This is a genomic window from Paraburkholderia unamae (assembly GCF_003096875.1).
In the GTDB taxonomy this organism is placed as follows: domain Bacteria; phylum Pseudomonadota; class Gammaproteobacteria; order Burkholderiales; family Burkholderiaceae; genus Paraburkholderia; species Paraburkholderia unamae.
The window spans coordinates 75,423-92,573 of record NZ_QEOB01000007.1 but is presented as its reverse complement, the minus strand read 5'-3'; the positions used below and the strand labels follow the sequence as shown (position 1 = coordinate 92,573).

General features: G+C 65.6%; 14 protein-coding genes. 10 read left to right on the top strand and 4 right to left on the bottom strand.

From position 1 onward, the window contains the following. Window positions 1–56: 56 nt before the first annotated feature. Window positions 57–1,250: a urate hydroxylase PuuD gene (locus C7402_RS16150; protein WP_116611296.1), complete on the bottom strand. Its 1,194-nt coding sequence runs from the start codon at window positions 1,248–1,250 to the stop codon at window positions 57–59. Window positions 1,251–1,455: 205 nt separating this feature from the next. Continuing rightward, complete coding sequence (gene uraH / locus C7402_RS16145; protein ID WP_112172765.1) at window positions 1,456–1,809, bottom strand: hydroxyisourate hydrolase; 354 nt, start codon at window positions 1,807–1,809, stop codon at window positions 1,456–1,458. A 567-nt stretch (window positions 1,810–2,376) separates the two neighbouring features. On the opposite strand from uraH, the gene C7402_RS16140 reads away from it, so the two are divergent. After that, the gene (locus tag C7402_RS16140) at window positions 2,377–3,777 is read left to right on the top strand and encodes an 8-oxoguanine deaminase (protein WP_116611295.1); all 1,401 of its coding nucleotides are present in this window, start codon (window positions 2,377–2,379) and stop codon (window positions 3,775–3,777) included. A gap of 90 nt (window positions 3,778–3,867) precedes the next feature. Here the strand turns inward: C7402_RS16140 and C7402_RS16135 are convergent, their stop codons facing one another. Then, complete coding sequence (locus C7402_RS16135; protein WP_112172763.1) at window positions 3,868–4,800, bottom strand: LysR substrate-binding domain-containing protein; 933 nt, start codon at window positions 4,798–4,800, stop codon at window positions 3,868–3,870. 253 nt (window positions 4,801–5,053) lie between these two features. Between C7402_RS16135 and C7402_RS16130 the strand changes: the two genes are divergently transcribed. From C7402_RS16130 to C7402_RS16115, 4 genes are all read left to right on the top strand, one after another. Further along, window positions 5,054–6,691 (top strand): ABC transporter ATP-binding protein, encoded by a 1,638-nt coding sequence (locus C7402_RS16130; protein ID WP_116611294.1) that lies wholly within the window; start codon window positions 5,054–5,056, stop codon window positions 6,689–6,691. A 72-nt stretch (window positions 6,692–6,763) separates the two neighbouring features. Next, window positions 6,764–7,870, top strand: a complete 1,107-nt coding sequence (locus tag C7402_RS16125) for an ABC transporter permease (protein WP_116611293.1) — start codon at window positions 6,764–6,766, stop codon at window positions 7,868–7,870. Between the two features lie 39 nt (window positions 7,871–7,909). Next, a complete protein-coding gene (locus tag C7402_RS16120; protein WP_116611292.1) occupies window positions 7,910–8,839 on the top strand; it encodes an ABC transporter permease in 930 nt (309 codons plus the stop codon). A gap of 114 nt (window positions 8,840–8,953) precedes the next feature. Continuing rightward, window positions 8,954–10,039 (top strand): BMP family ABC transporter substrate-binding protein, encoded by a 1,086-nt coding sequence (locus tag C7402_RS16115; RefSeq protein WP_112172759.1) that lies wholly within the window; start codon window positions 8,954–8,956, stop codon window positions 10,037–10,039. Window positions 10,040–10,197: 158 nt separating this feature from the next. On the opposite strand, the gene C7402_RS16110 is transcribed toward C7402_RS16115, so the two are convergent. Continuing rightward, entirely contained in the window at window positions 10,198–10,407 is a 210-nt protein-coding gene (locus C7402_RS16110) for a dodecin (RefSeq protein WP_112172758.1), read from the bottom strand. 187 nt (window positions 10,408–10,594) lie between these two features. Here C7402_RS16110 and C7402_RS16105 point away from each other — a divergent pair, with 187 nt between their 5' ends. The 5 genes from C7402_RS16105 (at window position 10,595) to C7402_RS16085 (ending at window position 17,107) form a co-directional block, all read left to right on the top strand. Next, window positions 10,595–11,494 carry an NAD(P)-dependent oxidoreductase gene (locus tag C7402_RS16105; protein ID WP_116611291.1) on the top strand — a complete coding sequence of 300 codons (900 nt, stop codon included), beginning with the start codon at window positions 10,595–10,597 and terminating at the stop codon, window positions 11,492–11,494. 277 nt (window positions 11,495–11,771) lie between these two features. Further along, complete coding sequence (locus tag C7402_RS16100) at window positions 11,772–13,364, top strand: ABC-F family ATPase (RefSeq protein WP_112172756.1); 1,593 nt, start codon at window positions 11,772–11,774, stop codon at window positions 13,362–13,364. Window positions 13,365–13,591: 227 nt separating this feature from the next. After that, window positions 13,592–15,025 (top strand): aldehyde dehydrogenase family protein, encoded by a 1,434-nt coding sequence (locus C7402_RS16095; RefSeq protein ID WP_116611290.1) that lies wholly within the window; start codon window positions 13,592–13,594, stop codon window positions 15,023–15,025. Window positions 15,026–15,188: 163 nt separating this feature from the next. Beyond that, window positions 15,189–16,379, top strand: coding sequence for an NAD(P)H-dependent flavin oxidoreductase (locus tag C7402_RS16090; protein WP_112172754.1), 1,191 nt, complete (start codon window positions 15,189–15,191; stop codon window positions 16,377–16,379). A gap of 68 nt (window positions 16,380–16,447) precedes the next feature. Further along, the gene (locus tag C7402_RS16085) at window positions 16,448–17,107 is read left to right on the top strand and encodes an OmpW/AlkL family protein (protein ID WP_372460431.1); all 660 of its coding nucleotides are present in this window, start codon (window positions 16,448–16,450) and stop codon (window positions 17,105–17,107) included. The last annotated feature ends 44 nt before the right edge of the window (window positions 17,108–17,151 follow it).

Sequence of the window (17,151 nt, the reverse complement as noted above, 5' to 3'; positions counted from 1 at the left end):
GCCCGAAGCGCACTGCGCTTCGGGCTTCCTCGCTCTAGCGAGAGGGCGTTAGTCGATCACGGCTTCGCACCGCCCTGGAACCAGGCGGCAATCTTTTGCCGCTCGTCGTCGGTCATGTGCGTGACGTTGCCAAGCGGCATCGCCCTGAGCGTCACAGCCTGCTGATACAGCCGTTGCGCGTTTTGCGAGATTTCATCGGGCGTATCGAACATCACGCCAGCGGGCGCTGCGCCCATCATCGTCGGGTGCGCCGAGTGGCATGAGGCACAGCGCTGCTGGAGGATCGGCTGGATGTCGGCGACCTTGAGCTGGGGCGCGTTCGCGGCTTCGGCCTGCGGCACAACCGGGCGCGGCAGCGTCCATACCAGCGCGACGAACATCAGCGCCACGCCGCCGATCGGCAGATACCAGAGTTGCTGGCCGCGATGGCGCATCACGAAGAACTGACGAATCAGCGCGCCTGCCAGCATGATCACCACGAGCACGGCCCAGTTGTAGGCGTGCGCATAGGTCATGGCGTAGTGATTCGACAGCATCGCGAACACCACGGGCAGCGTGAAGTACGTGTTGTGCACCGAACGCTGCTTGCCGCGCTTGCCGTAAATGGGGTTCGGCACTTCGCCCTTGAGCATCGCGGCGACCATCTTGCGCTGGCCGGGGATGATGACGAAGAACACGTTCGCCGACATGATCGTCGCGAGCATGGCGCCCATGATGAGGTACGCGGCGCGGCCCGAGAAAATATGGCACGCGAGGTACGCGGCGATCACGACATAGATGCCCACGCAGGCGCCGAGCAGCTTGTCCTTCGTGCCGAGCGCGCGGCACAGCGAGTCATAGACGATCCAGCCCGCGGCGAGGAAGCCGAGCGCCGAAAAGATCGCGACGACCGGACCCATGTCGAGCACGTTCTTGTCGATCAGGTACGTGTTCGGCGCCATGAGGTACAGCACCGTGAAGAGCGACGCGCCCGAGAGCCACGTGGTGTACGACGGCCACTTCGACCAGTGCAGGTCGTCGGGCATTTCGGGCGGCGCCACGGTGTACTTCTGCATGTTGTAAAAGCCACCACCGTGCACGTGCCACAGCTCGCCGAACACGCCGCGGCGGCGCTGGTTCGGGTCCGTGGGTGGTTTGAGGCTGTTGTCGAGCGCGACGAAATAGAACGACTCGCCAATCCAGGCAATCGCGGCGATGACGTGGAACCAGCGCAGTGCGAGGTTCAGCCAGTCGGTAATAAAGCCTTCCATGAAACTCCTCCACTCCTGATGCATTGCGCGTGCGTCGGGACGCCTGCGCGAACTGCGGGGTATGCGCGCGTCGCGCAGCCAGGGACGTTTGGCGCCCCGGACGCTGCCGCGCTGCCGTTGTTGTTCGTATGACCTCGGGGCTTCATGAACCGGGCTCTAAGATCGCCCGAAACGCCCTGTGGTGAGACTGCGATGCGCCAGCCGCTCAGCTACCCCGATAGGTGCTGTACGACCACGGCGAAACGAGCAGCGGCACGTGGTAGTGCGAACCGGCGTCGGCGATGCCGAAGCGCAGCACGACACGGTCCACGAAGCGCGGCTCGGGCACGTTCGCGCCGAGCGCGGCGAAATAGTCGCCGGCGTGGAACACGAGTTCGTATTCGCCTTTCTCGAGCGTTGCGCCTTCCAGCAGCGGCTCGTCGCAGCGGCCGTCGTGATTGGTGGTGACGGTCTTGAGCGCGCGGCGTGCGTCGCCCGAGAGCGCAAAGAGCTCGACCTTGATGCCCGCGCCGGGACGGCCGTTCGCGGTGTCGAGCACGTGGGTAGTCAGCTTGCCCATTCGCAGTTTTCCTTGTGAGTGCCTGGTGCGATTGCGATGTTTCGGCAACTGTCCTCGATCCCATGCGTGATGCATTGCGGCGGATCGAGGCTCCACGTGAGTGGCTACATACCCGTCGGCGGATCGAATCGAGCGCCGTGAACGCATTTTAAGAACGAACGCACCCGGCGCGCGCGAGCGATAGGAAAGATAAAGCTTCGCGCATAGGGGTGCGCCCTGGGTGCCGCGCTCATGGCGCCCCGGATTGGTTCGCCCCATGCAGGTATCGTAGCGACGCCAAAATTCGACCTTTATATGCGTGGCGTGAATGTGGGTATCGCAGCGGCGTGAATTGCCACGATTATTTTGGCTGAGGATCGTTGAGGTCATGCGCAGCGCGTGCTGCGCGTCCCGAAGACGGCGTCGGACGCCGGGTAACCGGGCCAGCGGCGTCCTCCCCGGGGCGCGTCGGCACCGGCGCCTGGGCGGCCGGCCTGACCGGCGGGTGCGGGCGAGGGCGTCTGGTTCACACGCCTGGAACGAGCCGGAAAGGCTCGCCACGGCACGACAACGGAGCGAACGAGGACGATGGAACGCACACTCGCACAAGGGCAAGCTTTGCCGAAACCCGGCCGGACCTTGCTGCTCAAGCATGCCGACATGCTGGTGACGATGGACGGCGCGCGCCGCGAGATTCGCGGCGGCGGCATTTACGTGGAAGACAACCGCATTGTCGCGGTCGGGCCGACGGCGGAACTCCCCGCCACGGCCGACGAGGTGATCGACGCGAGTGGCCACCTCGTGACGCCGGGGCTCGTCAACACGCATCACCACATGTACCAGAGCCTGACACGGGCCGTGCCGGCCGCCCAGGATGCCGAACTGTTCGGCTGGCTCACGAATCTCTACAAGGTATGGGCGAACCTCACGCCCGAGATGATCGAGGTTTCCACGCTCACGGCGATGGCGGAACTGCTGCTCTCGGGCTGCACGACCTCGAGCGATCATTTGTACATCTACCCGAACGGCAGCCGTCTCGACGACAGCATCCGCGCGGCGCAACGCATCGGCATGCGCTTTCACGCGAGCCGCGGCAGCATGAGCGTGGGCCAGAAAGACGGCGGCCTGCCGCCCGATTCCGTGGTTGAGCGCGAGGACGCGATTCTCGCCGATACCCAGCGCCTCATCGAGACCTATCACGACGAGGGCCGCTACGCGATGCTGCGCGTCGTGGTGGCGCCGTGTTCGCCGTTCTCGGTGAGCCGCGATCTGATGCGCGAATCGGCGGTGCTGGCGCGCCACTACGGCGTGTCGATGCACACGCACCTCGCCGAGAACGTCAACGACATCGCCTATAGCCGGGAGAAGTTCGGGATGACGCCCGCCGAGTACGCCGAGGATCTCGGCTGGGTGGGCCGCGACGTGTGGCACGCGCACTGCGTGCAGCTCGACGATCACGGCATCGGGCTTTTCGGCCGCACGGGCACGGGCGTCGCGCATTGTCCATGCTCGAACATGCGGCTCGCCTCGGGCATCGCGCCGGTGAAGAAGATGCGGCTTGCAGGGGTGCCCGTGGGGCTCGGCGTGGACGGATCGGCGTCGAACGACGGCGCGCAGATGGTGGCCGAGGCGCGCCAGGCCATGCTGCTCGCGCGCGTGGGTTTTGGCCCGGACGCGATGACGGCACGCGAGGCGCTCGAAATCGCCACACTGGGCGGCGCACAGGTGCTCGGGCGCGACGATATTGGCGCGCTGGCGCCCGGCATGGCGGCCGACTTCGTCGCGTTCGACCTGCGTCAGCCGCTCTTTGCTGGGGCGCTGCACGATCCGGTTGCGGCGCTCGTGTTCTGCGCGCCGTCACAGGTCGCGCTGAGCGTGATTGGCGGGCGCGTGGTCGTGAAGGAGGGCGTGTTGCAGACGGTGGAGCTTGGGCCGGTGATCGAGCGGCACAACCGGCTCGCGGCGCAGCTCGTGCAGATGGCGCGCTAGGCAAGACCTGCGGCAGCGCGCTTCAGGGCGCGCGCTGCACAGGGCTGACAAAAATGCGTGGCGGGCCGCAGCATCGTGTGGCCGCCGCGCTCAGGGCTTGTCGATCAGCGTCTTGGTGGCTTCGGCCACGAGGCCGCGCAACCAGCGTACTTCGTCCGAGTAATGACAGCGTTCGTGCCACAACTGGTAGTACTGCATGGGCGGAAAGTCGAGCGGCGCGGGCACGACCGTGAGCGGCAGGAAGCGCGCGTAGTGATCGGCGAAGAGGCGCGTGGTCGTGAAGATCAGGTCCGACTTGATGAGCACGTAGGGCGCGAGATTGAAGTACGGCAGCGTGACGACCACGTGGCGCTTGAGGCGCTCGCGGGCGAGGTGCACGTCGATGGCGCCGCGCTGGCCCACGGAATAGGGCGTAGGGGCGAGATGCGGCGCGTTCAGGTACTGGTCGAGCGTGAGCCCGCCGCGCTTGGCGAACGGGTGCGTGTTGCTCATCAGGCAAACGATCTGGTCGACGAACAGATTCGAGAGGTGCAGTTGCTCGGGCGGTTCAGGCCAGTTGCCGATGACGATGTCGAGCTTGCCTTCTTCGAGCGCGAGTTCGTAGTCGAACGCGGGGCCGAGCGAATGGAATTCGAGCGTGGCGTTGGGCGCGGCCTGACGAAAGCGCTCGACCACGGTCGGCACGAACAGGACGTTCAGATAGTCAGGACACCCAATCCGGTAACAACGGATGGACGTGGCCGGGTCGAAATTGTGTTGCTGGAAGCGAATGCGCTCGATCTCGCGCAGCGCGTTCTGCACGGGCTCGAGCAGGCGCAGGCCGTACTCGGTCGGCACCATGCCGGACTTGCCGCGCACGAGGAGCGGGTCGCCGGTGATGTCGCGCAGGCGCCGCAGCGCCGCGCTGATCGCGGGCTGGGACTGATTGAGCTTGACGGCGGCGCGTGTCACGCTGCGCTCCATCAGAAGCGTGTGCAAGACGCGCAAGAGGTACGTGTCGATCGCCTCGCGTTGCTGACTCATGAATTCTCCGATTATATGTTCTGGCTGATCGATGGGGTTCGGGGGTATATGGTTTTTAATATGTACAAAAAACGCCGTCAAGCGAGGCTTACCCCGAGTCGCCCGCGCGGCGGGGCAACGGTGAATTTTGGCGGCTCGACCTTGGCATGGCTAACGGGTATCTTCACCCCGCGCGAGTGTGCGCAACGCCTGGCCGCGGCGGTACGCGTCAAACGGCTTTGAAACAGCAATAACGTACAACGGCGGAACCTCCATGGGCGATTCATCTCCACGTCAGGCCAGGGGCGCGCAGGGCGAGAACACGGACAAGGGCGTCCCGCGCCTCGCGCTTGGCGGCATTACGAAGCAGTACCCGGCGGTGCGCGCGAACGACGACGTCACGCTCTCGGTCGCGCCCGGCGAAATCCACGCGTTGCTCGGCGAAAATGGCGCGGGCAAGAGCACGCTCATGAAGATCGTCTATGGCGCGGTGCGCCCTGACGCGGGCGAGATTCGCTGGGAAGGTCAGGTTGTCGAGATCGGCAGCCCGGCCGCGGCGCGCAAGCTCGGCATCGGCATGGTGTTCCAGCATTTTTCGTTGTTCGAAACACTGACCGTTGGCGAGAACATCGCGCTTTCGCTCGACGAAGCGTTCGACCTGAAAGCACTGGGCCAACGCATTCGCGAGGTGTCGGCGCAGTACGGCCTCGACGTCGATCCGCAGCGGCACGTGCACAGCCTCACGGTGGGCGAGCGCCAGCGCGTGGAGATCGTGCGCTGTCTGTTGCAGAACCCGCGTCTGCTCATCATGGACGAGCCGACTTCGGTGCTCACGCCGCAGGCGGTGCGCAAGCTGTTCGGCACGCTGCGCCGTCTCGCTTCGGAAGGGTGCAGCATCCTCTACATCAGCCACAAGCTCGACGAAATCCAGGAGCTGTGCGACACGGCCACCGTGCTGCGCGGCGGCAAGGTCACGGGCCGCGTGATTCCGCGCGAGGAAACGCATGCGTCGCTCGCACGGCTGATGGTCGGGCGCGAACTGCCCGACTACACGCGCCGCGCGCATACGCCCGGCGACGTGCTGCTCGACGTAACGCATCTCTCCATGCCGAGCGACGATCCGTTCGGCACGTCGCTCAACGACGTTTCGTTCGGCGTGCATGCGGGCGAGATTCTTGGCATTGCGGGCGTCTCGGGCAACGGTCAGGCGGAACTGCTCGCCGCGCTGTCGGGCGAGGCGCAGGCGGCCCGCCACAACGTAGCCGCCGACGCGGTCAAGCTTTGCGGCAAGCCGGCGGGTCGTCTTTCGGCGGGCGCGCGGCGCAGGCTCGGCTTCGCGTTCGTGCCCGAGGAGCGGCTTGGGCGCGGCGCGGTGCCGGCCATGTCGCTCGCGGAGAACGCGTTGCTCACCGCTCATCGCGAAGGCATGGTGCGCTCGGGATGGCTCAAGACCGGCGCGATGCGCGCATTCGCCGAGCGCTGTATCGGCGCGTTCGACGTGCGCTGCGGCGGCCCCGACGCGCTTGCGCAAAGCCTCTCGGGCGGCAATCTGCAAAAGTACATCGTGGGACGCGAAATTCTTCAGGCGCCGAAGGTGCTCGTGGTCGCACAGCCCACCTGGGGCGTGGACGTCGGTGCGGCCGCGTTCATCCGGCAGCAGTTGCTCGACCTGTCGGCGCGCGGCGTGGCGATCCTCGTGATTTCGGAAGAACTGGAAGAACTCTTCGACATCTGCGACCGCATTGCGGTGCTCGCGGGCGGACGGCTTTCGCCCGCGCGCTTGACAGGCGAGACCAACGCCGAAGAAATAGGCCGCTGGATGGCGGGGCTGTTCGGCGAGCGCGCCGATCGTGGCGACGGCGGCGCGGGGCGCAACGGCGAGCCGCCCGCACAGACCGTGGCGAACGCCTGAGGCCCGGCGCATCACCCGGCCACGCGCGGCGCGCGCAAATCACTCCCGAGACCGACCACCGACTTCACCACCATGATCCTTCCGTATCGACTCGAAGCCCGCGCGACGCCGTCGCGCACGGTGCGCATCGCTGTGCCGCTCATTGCGGCGCTGCTCACGCTCGTCATCGGCTTCCTGATCTTCGGCCTCGTGGGCCGCGATCCCATGCAGGCGATGTACGCGTTCTTCATCGAGCCGCTGTCGAGCGTCAACGGCTGGTCCGAACTGCTGCTCAAGGCCTCGCCGCTGTGCCTGATCGCGCTGGGCCTGGCCGCCGGCTATCGCGCGAACGTCTGGAACATCGGCGCGGAAGGGCAGATGGTGCTGGGCGGCATCGCGGCGAGCGGCGTGGCGATCTACTTCGATCAGGCGACAGGCTGGTGGATCCTGTTCCTGATGATGATCGCCGGTGTGCTGGGCGGCATGGCCTGGGCGGCGATTCCCGCCTGGCTCAAGAGCCGCTTCAACACCAACGAGATTCTCACGAGCCTGATGCTCACCTACGTCGCCACGCAACTGCTGATCTGGCTCGTGAGCGGCCCGTGGCGCGATCCGCAAGGCATGAACTTTCCGCTCTCCGAAATGTTCAGCGGCGACGCGCTGTATCCGACCTTTGGCGGCGACTGGCGCATTCACTGGCTGCGCGGCACGCGTCTGAACGCGTCGATCTTCCTCACGCTCGCGGCCATTCCGCTCGTGTGGCTGTTCATGCGCCGCAGCTTCGCGGGCTACCGCATGAGCGTGGGCGGGCTCGCGCCGCTCGCCGCGCGTTATGCGGGCTTCTCGGAGAAAAAGACGATCTGGACCTCGCTGCTGCTCTCGGGAGGTCTTGCGGGCCTCGCCGGGATGGGCGAGATCGCCGGGCCGATCGGCCAGTTGCAGGCCACGTGGTCGCCGGGCTACGGCTTCACGGCCATCATCGTCGTGTTCGTCGGGCGCCTGCACCCGTTCGGCATCGTGCTCGCCAGTCTGCTGATGGCGCTGCTGTATCTCGGCGGCGAAGCGGTGCAGACCTCGCTGCAATTGCCTCAGGCGCTGTCCGGCGTGTTCCAGGGCTTGCTGCTGTTCTCCCTGCTCGGCGCGGACCTCTTTGTGAACTATCGCGTGCGCCGCCATCATCCGGTCGCAGCCACTAACTGACCGGCGCAATCCAGAGAAAAACGATACGGGCCACACGACATGGATATCCAGCAAGCCAGCTCGCTCGCATCGAGCGCCGTCACCGCCGCCATTCCGCTCATGTTCGCGGGCGTGGGCGAACTCGTCACCGAAAAATCAGGTGTGCTCAATCTGGGCGTCGAAGGCATGATGCTGATGGGCGCTGTCACGGGCTACGCGGTCACGACGATCACCGGCAATCCATGGCTTGGCCTCGTCGCGGGCATGGTCGCAGGCGTCGCGATGGCGTTGCTGTTCGGCTTTCTCGTGCTCACGATGCTCGCCAACCAGGTCGCCACGGGCCTTTCGCTCACGATCTTCGGCGTCGGGCTGTCGGCCTATGTGGGCAAGCCGTACACCTCCGCGGCGACGTCGGCCACCATCGCCGCCTGGCCGATTCCGGGTCTCTCGCAGTTGCCCGTGATCGGACCGGCGTTCTTCAGCCTCACGCCCGTCGATTACCTCGCGTTCATCATGTTCGCCGTGGTCGCCTGGTTTCTGTATCGCACGCGCGCCGGGCTCGTGCTGCGCTCGGTGGGCGAGTCGCCGCAGGTCGCGCATTCGGTGGGCTTTCCGGTGATCGGCGTGCGCTATGGCGCAACGGCCTTTGGCGGCGCGATGGCGGGTCTTGCGGGCAGCTATTACTCGGTGGTGCAACTGCACCTGTGGCAGGAGCAGATCACGGCCGGGCGCGGCTGGATCGCGCTCGCGCTCGTGGTGTTCGCCACCTGGCGTCCAGGGCGTCTGCTGATCGGCGCGCTGCTGTTCGGCGCGGTCACGGGCGCGCAGTTCTACGCGCAGGCCGTGGGCGTGCCGGTGCCCACGCAGTTTCTCGCCATGCTGCCGTACGTCGCGACAATCGTCGTGCTCGTGCTCATTTCGCGCAACCCGAACACGATTCGCCTGAACGCGCCGGCCTCGCTCGGCAAGCCGTTCTTTGGGGCGGCTTAGGCCGGCCGCCTGGTTTTTCGCCATTGATCGGGATTGCTGACCAGTACGCGGTCGGTGTCCGATCACCACGCTTCGCATGCTCGCAGTCATTCCATCCACGACAGGAGATCCACGATGAAAAAAACCATCCTGACCGCTTTCGCCGTCGCCGCCACGTGCGGCACGGCGGCGCTCGCGCCGCTGGCCCAGGCCGCCGACGCGCCGGGCGTCGCGTTCGTCTATCTCGGCAATCCGGGCGATGCCGGTTGGACCTTCGCGCACGATCAGGGCTCGAAGGCCGCCGAGCAGAAGTTCGGCAACAAGATCAAGATCACGCGCGTGGAGAACGTGCCGGAATCGGCGGATTCGGAGCGCGTGTTCCGCGATCTCGCGAGCAAGGGCAACAAGATCATCTTCGGTTCGAGCTTCGGTTATCAGGACTTCGAACTGAAGGTTGCGAAGGACTTCCCGGACACCGTGTTCCTGCACGCCACCGGCTACAAGAAGGCGCCGAACTTCGGCACCTATGACGTGCGCATGTATCAGGGCGCGTATCTCGCGGGCGTCGCGGCCGGCTACGCCACCAAGACGAATACGCTCGGCTTCGTGGCCTCGGTGCCGATTCCCGAGGTCGTGCGCAACATCAACGCGTACACGCTCGGCGCGCGCTCGGTGAATCCGAAGGTCCACACCAAGGTCATCTGGATCAATAGCTGGTTCGATCCGGGCAAGGAAAAGCAGGCCGCGGAAACGCTGATCGGCCAGGGCGCCGACGTGCTGCTCCAGAACACCGATTCGAGCGCCACGCTCGCCACGGCCGAAGAGAAGAAGGTCCACGCGTTCGGCTGGGATTCGAACATGAAGAAGTTCGGCCCGCACGCGCACCTCGGCTCGGTCGAGGCCAACTGGGGCGTGTATTACGTCGCCGCGATCCAGCAGGTGCTCGACGGCAAATGGAAGAACGACCCCGTGTGGTGGGGTATTCCGCAAAAGGCCGTGGATCTCGGCGACGTCAACACGTCCGAGCTTTCGGCCGACGCGCAGAAGGCCGTTGCCGCGAAGCGCGAGGCGATCGCCGCCGGCAAGTGGGATGTATTCACCGGCCCGATCAAGGACCAGACCGGCGCGGTCAAGATTCCGGCGGGCAAGACGCTGACCGACCCGGAACTGCAACGCCTGAACTGGTACGTCGAAGGCGTGGACGGCTCGCTGCCGAAGTAAGCGCGAGCGCTTTCTTCGGACGATTCGGGCGTCCGGACGAGGAACGGCTGCACGTAGCCTATGGGGCTCGCGCAGCCGTTTTTCCTTGCCGGCGCGTAAAAAACGGGGGCGAGGTCTATGCCTGCACTCAGGACAATGCCTGCCGCAGGGCATCTACATCAATCGTCGATGCGGATGCCCACTTTGATCGTGACCTGCCAGTGCGAGATCTGATCGTTTTCGATCAGGCCGCGTGTTTCCACGACCTCGAACCAGTGCAGGTGGCGCAGCGTCTTCGACGCGCGCGCAATGGCGCCACGGATGGCGTCGTCGCTCGATACCGTGGACGAGCCGGTGAGTTCGATCTGTTTGTAGACGTGGTCGCTCATGGCGGTGTCTCCTCGTAGGGCGCGCGGCGAGGGCGCGTCAATCGAGTATAGGTAACGCACTCGCGCGCGGGCGCGAAGGTGCGAAGGTACGAAGGCCCGATGGGCGCGGCGCCGGGTATGATGGCGCCTCGCAAGAAATCGAGCATCGGACGTGCCCGCGGGGCGCCCGGCGCAGGAGACGGAGAAGATGGACAAGCACGAATTGGGTTTTTGCGGACCGGGGCTGATGGGCGCGCCGATGATCCGCCATTTGCTGCGCGCGGGGCACGCGGTGCGCGTATGGAACCGCTCGCCGCAGAAGGCCGAGGCGCTCGTCGCCGACGGCGCACAGGTGGCGGCCACGCCGCGCGAACTCGCCCGCGCGGCGGAGGTGGTGCTGCTGTGCGTCGCGGACGCGGCGGCTGTCGAGTCCGTGGTGTTCGGCGAAGAGGGGCTGCTGGCAGGCGGAACGGGCGAGGGCGTGCGTGTGCGCTGCATCGTCGATCATTCGAGCATTCCGCCCGATGCGACGCGCAGGCTCGCGGAGCGCGCGGCGGCGCTGGGCGTGGGCTGGGTCGACGCACCGGTTTCCGGCGGCGTGGCGGGCGCGCAGAACGGCACGCTCGCGATCATGGCGGGCGGCGCGGCGACCGATGTCGAAGCCGTCTCGCCCATCCTCGCCGCCTACGCTTCGCGTATCACCCATATGGGCGGCGCGGGCGCGGGACAGACCACGAAACTGTGCAACCAGGCGATCGTCACGGCCACGGTGGCGGCGATCGCCGAGGCGGTGAGCCTCGCACGGCGCAGCGGCATCGACGCGGCGAAACTGCCCGAGGCGCTCGCGGGCGGCTGGGCCGACTCGACGCTCTTGCGCACCTTCGTACCGCGCATGACGCAGGACGGCCTCGAGCCCATCGGCGCGCTCAAGACGTTCCAGAAAGACGTGGACACGATTGCCGCGGCGGCCATGCAAACCGGTACGCCCATGCCCGTAGCGGGCACGGTTCAGCAGTTGCTGCGCCTTGCCGCAGCGATGGGCCTCGCGCAGGCCGATTTTTCGGGTTTCGTCGACGTGCTCCAGACGCCGCGTACCGGCGAGGCCTGACGCTCGAAGCCGCGAAGGCGTGCTGTGGCCACGCAATGTGGCCCTCAATGCGACCCGCGCCGGCCGCCTTCATATTGCGCACTTATCGGCGTGTCATGCTTGCGGCAGGGCGGCGCGCGCCGTCGTTCGCGCCCGCGCGATCCGCGCCGGTTTTTCCGCCGGCTTGCGTCGCGATCCTGCGTGCGCGGCGGGCCTCCGGCGGCTGGAACTCGCGCGCGAAGTGGCATAACCTGCTAAAATTACAGGTTTTTCGTCGATCTACTTTCCGGGACGCGCTGTGCTCTCTACCGCCAACATCACCATGCAATTCGGGCCGAAGCCCTTGTTCGAGAATATCTCGGTCAAATTCGGCGAAGGCAACCGCTATGGCCTGATCGGCGCGAACGGTTGCGGCAAATCCACGTTCATGAAGATCCTCGGTGGCGATCTCGAACAGAGCTCGGGCAACGTGATCCTCGAGCCGAACGTGCGTCTGGGCAAGCTGCGCCAGGACCAGTTCGCGTACGAAGACGTGCGCGTGCTCGACGTCGTCATGATGGGCCACACCGAAATGTGGGCCGCGATGACCGAGCGCGACGCGATTTACGCGAACCCCGAGGCCACCGACGACGACTACATGCACGCCGCCGAACTCGAAGCGAAGTTCGCCGAGTACGACGGCTACACGGCCGAGGCGCGCGCGGGCGAACTGCTGCTCGGCATCGGCATTGGCACGGAATTCCACACTGGCCCGATGAGCGCTGTGGCGCCGGGCTGGAAGCTGCGCGTACTGCTCGCGCAGGCGCTGTTCTCGAAGCCTGACGTGCTGCTGCTCGACGAACCGACCAACAACCTCGACATCAATTCGATCCGCTGGCTGGAAGATGTTCTGAACGAGTACAACTCGACCATGATCATCATTTCCCACGATCGACACTTCCTGAACCAGGTCTGCACGCACATGGCGGACATGGACTACGGCACGCTGAAGGTCTACCCTGGCAACTACGACGACTACATGCTGGCGTCGACCCAGGCGCGTGAGCGCCAGGCCAATGCCAACGCCAAGGCGAAGGAACGCGTGGCCGACCTCCAGGACTTCGTGCGCCGCTTCTCGGCAAACAAGTCCAAGGCGCGCCAGGCCACCAGCCGTCTGAAGATGATCGACAAGATCAAGATCGAGGAATTCAAGCCCTCGTCGCGCCAGAACCCGTTCATCCGCTTCGAATTCGAAAAGAAGCTGCACAACATCGTCGTGGTCGCGGAAGAGATCACGAAGACGTACGAGCGCCGCATCTTCAACAAATTCAGCATTAGCGTGCAGCCGGGCGAGCGCATCGCGATCATCGGCGAAAACGGCGCGGGCAAGACCACGTTGCTGCGCTCGCTGCTGGGCAAGCTGGCCGTCGACAACGGCTCGGTGAAGTGGGCCGAGAACGCGAGCATCGGCTACATGCCGCAGGACACGTACGAAGAGTTTCCGGCCGACGTCACGCTGATGGACTGGATCGACCAGTACCGTCAGGAAGGCGACGACGAGCAGTCGGTGCGCGGCACGCTGGGCCGTCTGCTCTTTAACGCCGACGACATCCGCAAGTCGGTGAAGGTGCTGTCGGGCGGTGAGAAGGGCCGCATGATCTGGGGCAAGCTGATGCTCGGCCGTCACAACGTGCTGCTCATGGACGAGCCCACGAACCACATGGACATGGAATCGATCGAGTCGCTGCAAATCGCGCTCGAGAAGTTCGAAGGCACGCTGATTTTCGTCTCGCACGACCGCGAATTCGTGAACGGTCTCGCGAACCGCGTCATCGAAGTGAAAACCGATGGCAAGATCAACGACTACAGCGGCAACTACGAGGACTTCCTCGCAAGCCAGGGGCTGCATTGAGTTTCGGTCGCTGATCGAAGCATGAAATGAAAACGGGCGGCGCGGTGAGCGTCGCCCGTTTTGTTTTGGGACTGACGTTGCGGCATTCCTGGCGCACTCAAGTCCGGGCGTCGTTTCTCCCATTTCATCCGGCGCTTTCCGTTTGCGTCAACCACGCTAGAATGCGGGATCGACGCGGCCAGGCCGCGATAAACCGCCAAACGAACACGGAGACAGGAGCACCGCCCATGAACGACTACACCCAGCTCTACATCAACGGCCAATGGGTCGCGCCCCACGGCAAGGGCACGATCGACGTGATCGACTCGGGCACCGAATCGATCATGGGCCGCATTCCCGAAGGCGTTGAGGCCGACGCCGAAGCGGCCGTCGCCGCCGCGCGCGCCGCCTTCGACGGCTGGGCCGCGACGCCCGCCGCGGAGCGCGGCGCGTATCTGCAAAAAATCGCCGACAACCTCAAGGCCCGCACCGATGAACTCGCGCAATTGATCGCGGGCGAAGTGGGCATGCCGCTGAAGCTCGCGCGCGCAATCCAGGTGGGCGGCCCCGTCTACAACTGGGGCGCCTATGCGAAGCTTGCGAGCGATTTCCAGTACGAGGAGCGCGTGGGCAACTCGCTCGTGGTGCGCGAGCCGGTGGGGGTCGTCGCGGCCATCACACCGTGGAACTATCCGCTCAACCAGATCACGCTCAAGGTCGCCGCCGCGCTCGCGGCCGGCTGCACCGTCGTGCTCAAGCCTTCGGAAATCGCGCCGCTGAACGCGTTCGTGCTCGCCGAGGCCATCCATGAAGCGGGCCTGCCCGCGGGCGTGTTCAACCTCGTGACGGGCTATGGCCCGGTGGTAGGCGAACTGCTCGCGCGTCACGCGGACGTGGACATGGTGTCGTTCACGGGCTCGACGCGCGCGGGCAAGCGCGTGTCCGAGGTGGCCTCGGCTACCGTCAAGCGCGTGGCGCTGGAACTCGGCGGCAAGTCGGCCGCCGTCGTGCTCGATGACGCCGATTTCGCGGCCGCCGTGAAGGGCACCGTGGGCGCGTGCTTCCTGAACTCGGGGCAGACCTGCTCGGCGCACACGCGCATGATCGTGCCGGAGTCGCGCTACGAAGAAGCGCGCGAGCTGGCGAAGCAGGCCGCCGAGGCGTTCACGGTCGGCGACCCGCGCGACGAGAAGGCCAGGCTCGGCCCGCTCGCCTCGAAGGTCCAGCAGGAGCGCGTGCAGCACTACATCGCGCGCGGCATAGCCGACGGCGCCGAACTCGTGACCGGCGGCCCGGGCCTGCCCGAGGGCGTGACGAAGGGCTTCTTCGTGAAGCCGACCGTGTTCGGACGCGTGCCGCGCGACGCGGCCATCGCACAAGAAGAAATCTTTGGCCCGGTGCTCACGATTCTGACGGCGAAGGACGAAGACGACGCCGTGGCGATCGCCAACGACTCGCTCTACGGTCTCGGTGGCGCCGTCTGGGCCGGCAGCGACGAGCGCGCCGCACGCGTGGCGCGCCGTATCCGCACGGGCCAGATCGACATCAATGGCGGCACCTGGAATATGGCCGCGCCGTTCGGCGGCTTCAAGCAGTCGGGCCACGGCCGCGAGAATGGCGCGTACGGCCTTGAGGAATACCTCGAGTACAAATCCATGCAGTTCAAGGTGCCGAAAGCCTGATGAGGCATCTCGTCGCGTCATCGCAAATCTTGTAGTGCGACGTGTTGATATAAATCACTGATGCGGCTGCCTTTACCGGCGGCCGCATTTTCTTTTGATTCTGGTCAATATCATCTGTGGGGTACGCGCGACCATAAGCGCTTTGTCATCGACAGAGCAAAACATGTTTCCTGCACACTCCTTCGCACCGCTCGAAATTCGCGGCCGTCAACTGCTGCCCATCGTGCAGGGCGGCATGGGCGTCGGTATTTCGGCGCACCGGCTTGCGGGCAGTGTCGCGCGCGAAGGCGCGCTCGGCACCATCGCGAGCATCGACCTGCGCCATCATCACGGCGACCTCATGGAAATGTGCCGCGCCGATCCGTGCAACGAAACGCTCACGCGCGCGAACCTGATCGCGCTGGGCCGCGAGATCGCCGCGGCACGCAAGCTCGCCGGCGGCAACGGCATGATCGCCGTGAACGTCATGAAGGCCGTGAGCGCGCATGCGGACTACGTGCGCGCCGCCTGCGAGCACGGCGCCGACGCCATCGTGATGGGTGCGGGCCTGCCGCTCGATCTGCCCGACCTCACGGCGGGCGTCGACATCGCCCTCGTGCCGATTCTGTCCGACGCGCGCGGCGTCGCGCTCGTGCTCAAGAAATGGATGAAGAAGGGGCGCCTGCCCGACGCCATCGTGATCGAGCATCCGGCGCATGCGGGCGGCCACCTCGGCGTGACCGATATCGCCGACATGGACAACGCGCGCTTCGCGTTCGCGCAGATCTTCGAAGAACTCGAAGGCGTGTACACCACGCTCGGCATCACGCGGCGCGACGTGCCGCTCGTCGTGGCGGGCGGCGTTAATAGCCACGAGGCCGTGCGTAAATGGCTCGAAGCGGGCGCCAATGGCGTGCAGGTCGGCACGCCGTTCGCCGTGACCGAGGAGGGCGACGCCCACCCCGAATTCAAGCGGGTGCTGGCCGAGGCGAAGCCCGAGGACATCGTGGAATTCGTGAGCGTGACGGGGCTGCCCGCCCGCGCCGTGAAAACGCCGTGGCTCGAACGTTACCTGCGCAACGAGTCGCGCATTCGCGCCAAGATCGGCTCGCTCAAGCTCGCCTGCCCAACCGGGCTCGAATGCCTTTCGGCCTGCGGGCTGCGTGACGGCATCGAAAAGTTCGGGCACTTCTGCATCGACACGCGCCTCGCCGCGGCGCTGCGCGGCGATGTCTCGAACGGTCTGTTCTTCCGCGGCCGTGAAGCGTTGCCATTTGGCAACACGATTCGCAGTGTGCGCGACCTTTTGGAGCTGTTACTGACAGGAGTTGCGCGACCTGCGGTCGCACATCGGGCCGCCTTCGCACTGGCTTGATGGGAGTCAAAACTCCGTCGGACCCCGTCTCTGACAATTTGTAGGCCGCTGACAGGCCACACTTATAGATACGGGGAAATACGATGCAACACGCAGTGAGAAAGATTGCAGCAACGTGCGCGCTCATGATGAGCGCCGCCTTTTTTGCCGCGCCGGCCAATGCAGCCGGCTCGCCCGACTCGGGCATCTACGCAGGCGACTGGCTGGTCCGCCTGCGCGCCATCGAGATCGCGCCGGAGGCACGGGGCAGCGGTCCGCTCGGCGCGCTTGGCGCCGACGTGAATAACGCGCTCGTGCCTGAAGTCGACTTCACCTACATGGCGACCGACAACATCGGCGTCGAACTGATTCTCGGCACGTCGCGCAACCAGGTGACGTCGAACATCGGTGCGCTCGGCGGCGTGGGCGTGCTGCCGCCCACGCTCCTGCTCCAGTACCACTTCAACAATGCGGGCAAGGTGCGGCCGTACGTGGGCGCGGGTATCAACTACACGCTGTTCTACAACAACGGTCTGCACGCGGGCGGCCAGTCGGTTTCGATCGACAACCATAGCTGGGGTCCGGCGTTGCAGTTCGGCATCGACTTCCAGGTGACGAAGCGCATCTTCGTGAACGCGGATATCAAGAAGATCTGGATGCACACCGACGCGTCGCTGGCCGGCACGCCTCTCGGCACCCTGCATATCGATCCGATCATCGTGGGTCTCGGCGTCGGCATGAAGTTCTGAGCGCCTGCCTCCTTGCAAACGCCGGCTTGTCCGGCGTTTTTTAT

Coding starts and splice junctions, on each gene's coding strand:
- C7402_RS16095 (WP_116611290.1), top strand. CDS start 13,592: ATGAACGACTACACCCAGCTCTACATCAACGGCCAATGGGTCGCGCCC.
- C7402_RS16140 (WP_116611295.1), top strand. CDS start 2,377: ATGGAACGCACACTCGCACAAGGGCAAGCTTTGCCGAAACCCGGCCGG.
- C7402_RS16105 (WP_116611291.1), top strand. CDS start 10,595: ATGGACAAGCACGAATTGGGTTTTTGCGGACCGGGGCTGATGGGCGCG.
- uraH (WP_112172765.1), bottom strand. CDS start 1,809: ATGGGCAAGCTGACTACCCACGTGCTCGACACCGCGAACGGCCGTCCC.
- C7402_RS16120 (WP_116611292.1), top strand. CDS start 7,910: ATGGATATCCAGCAAGCCAGCTCGCTCGCATCGAGCGCCGTCACCGCC.
- C7402_RS16130 (WP_116611294.1), top strand. CDS start 5,054: ATGGGCGATTCATCTCCACGTCAGGCCAGGGGCGCGCAGGGCGAGAAC.
- C7402_RS16150 (WP_116611296.1), bottom strand. CDS start 1,250: ATGGAAGGCTTTATTACCGACTGGCTGAACCTCGCACTGCGCTGGTTC.
- C7402_RS16090 (WP_112172754.1), top strand. CDS start 15,189: ATGTTTCCTGCACACTCCTTCGCACCGCTCGAAATTCGCGGCCGTCAA.
- C7402_RS16110 (WP_112172758.1), bottom strand. CDS start 10,407: ATGAGCGACCACGTCTACAAACAGATCGAACTCACCGGCTCGTCCACG.
- C7402_RS16135 (WP_112172763.1), bottom strand. CDS start 4,800: ATGAGTCAGCAACGCGAGGCGATCGACACGTACCTCTTGCGCGTCTTG.
- C7402_RS16125 (WP_116611293.1), top strand. CDS start 6,764: ATGATCCTTCCGTATCGACTCGAAGCCCGCGCGACGCCGTCGCGCACG.
- C7402_RS16115 (WP_112172759.1), top strand. CDS start 8,954: ATGAAAAAAACCATCCTGACCGCTTTCGCCGTCGCCGCCACGTGCGGC.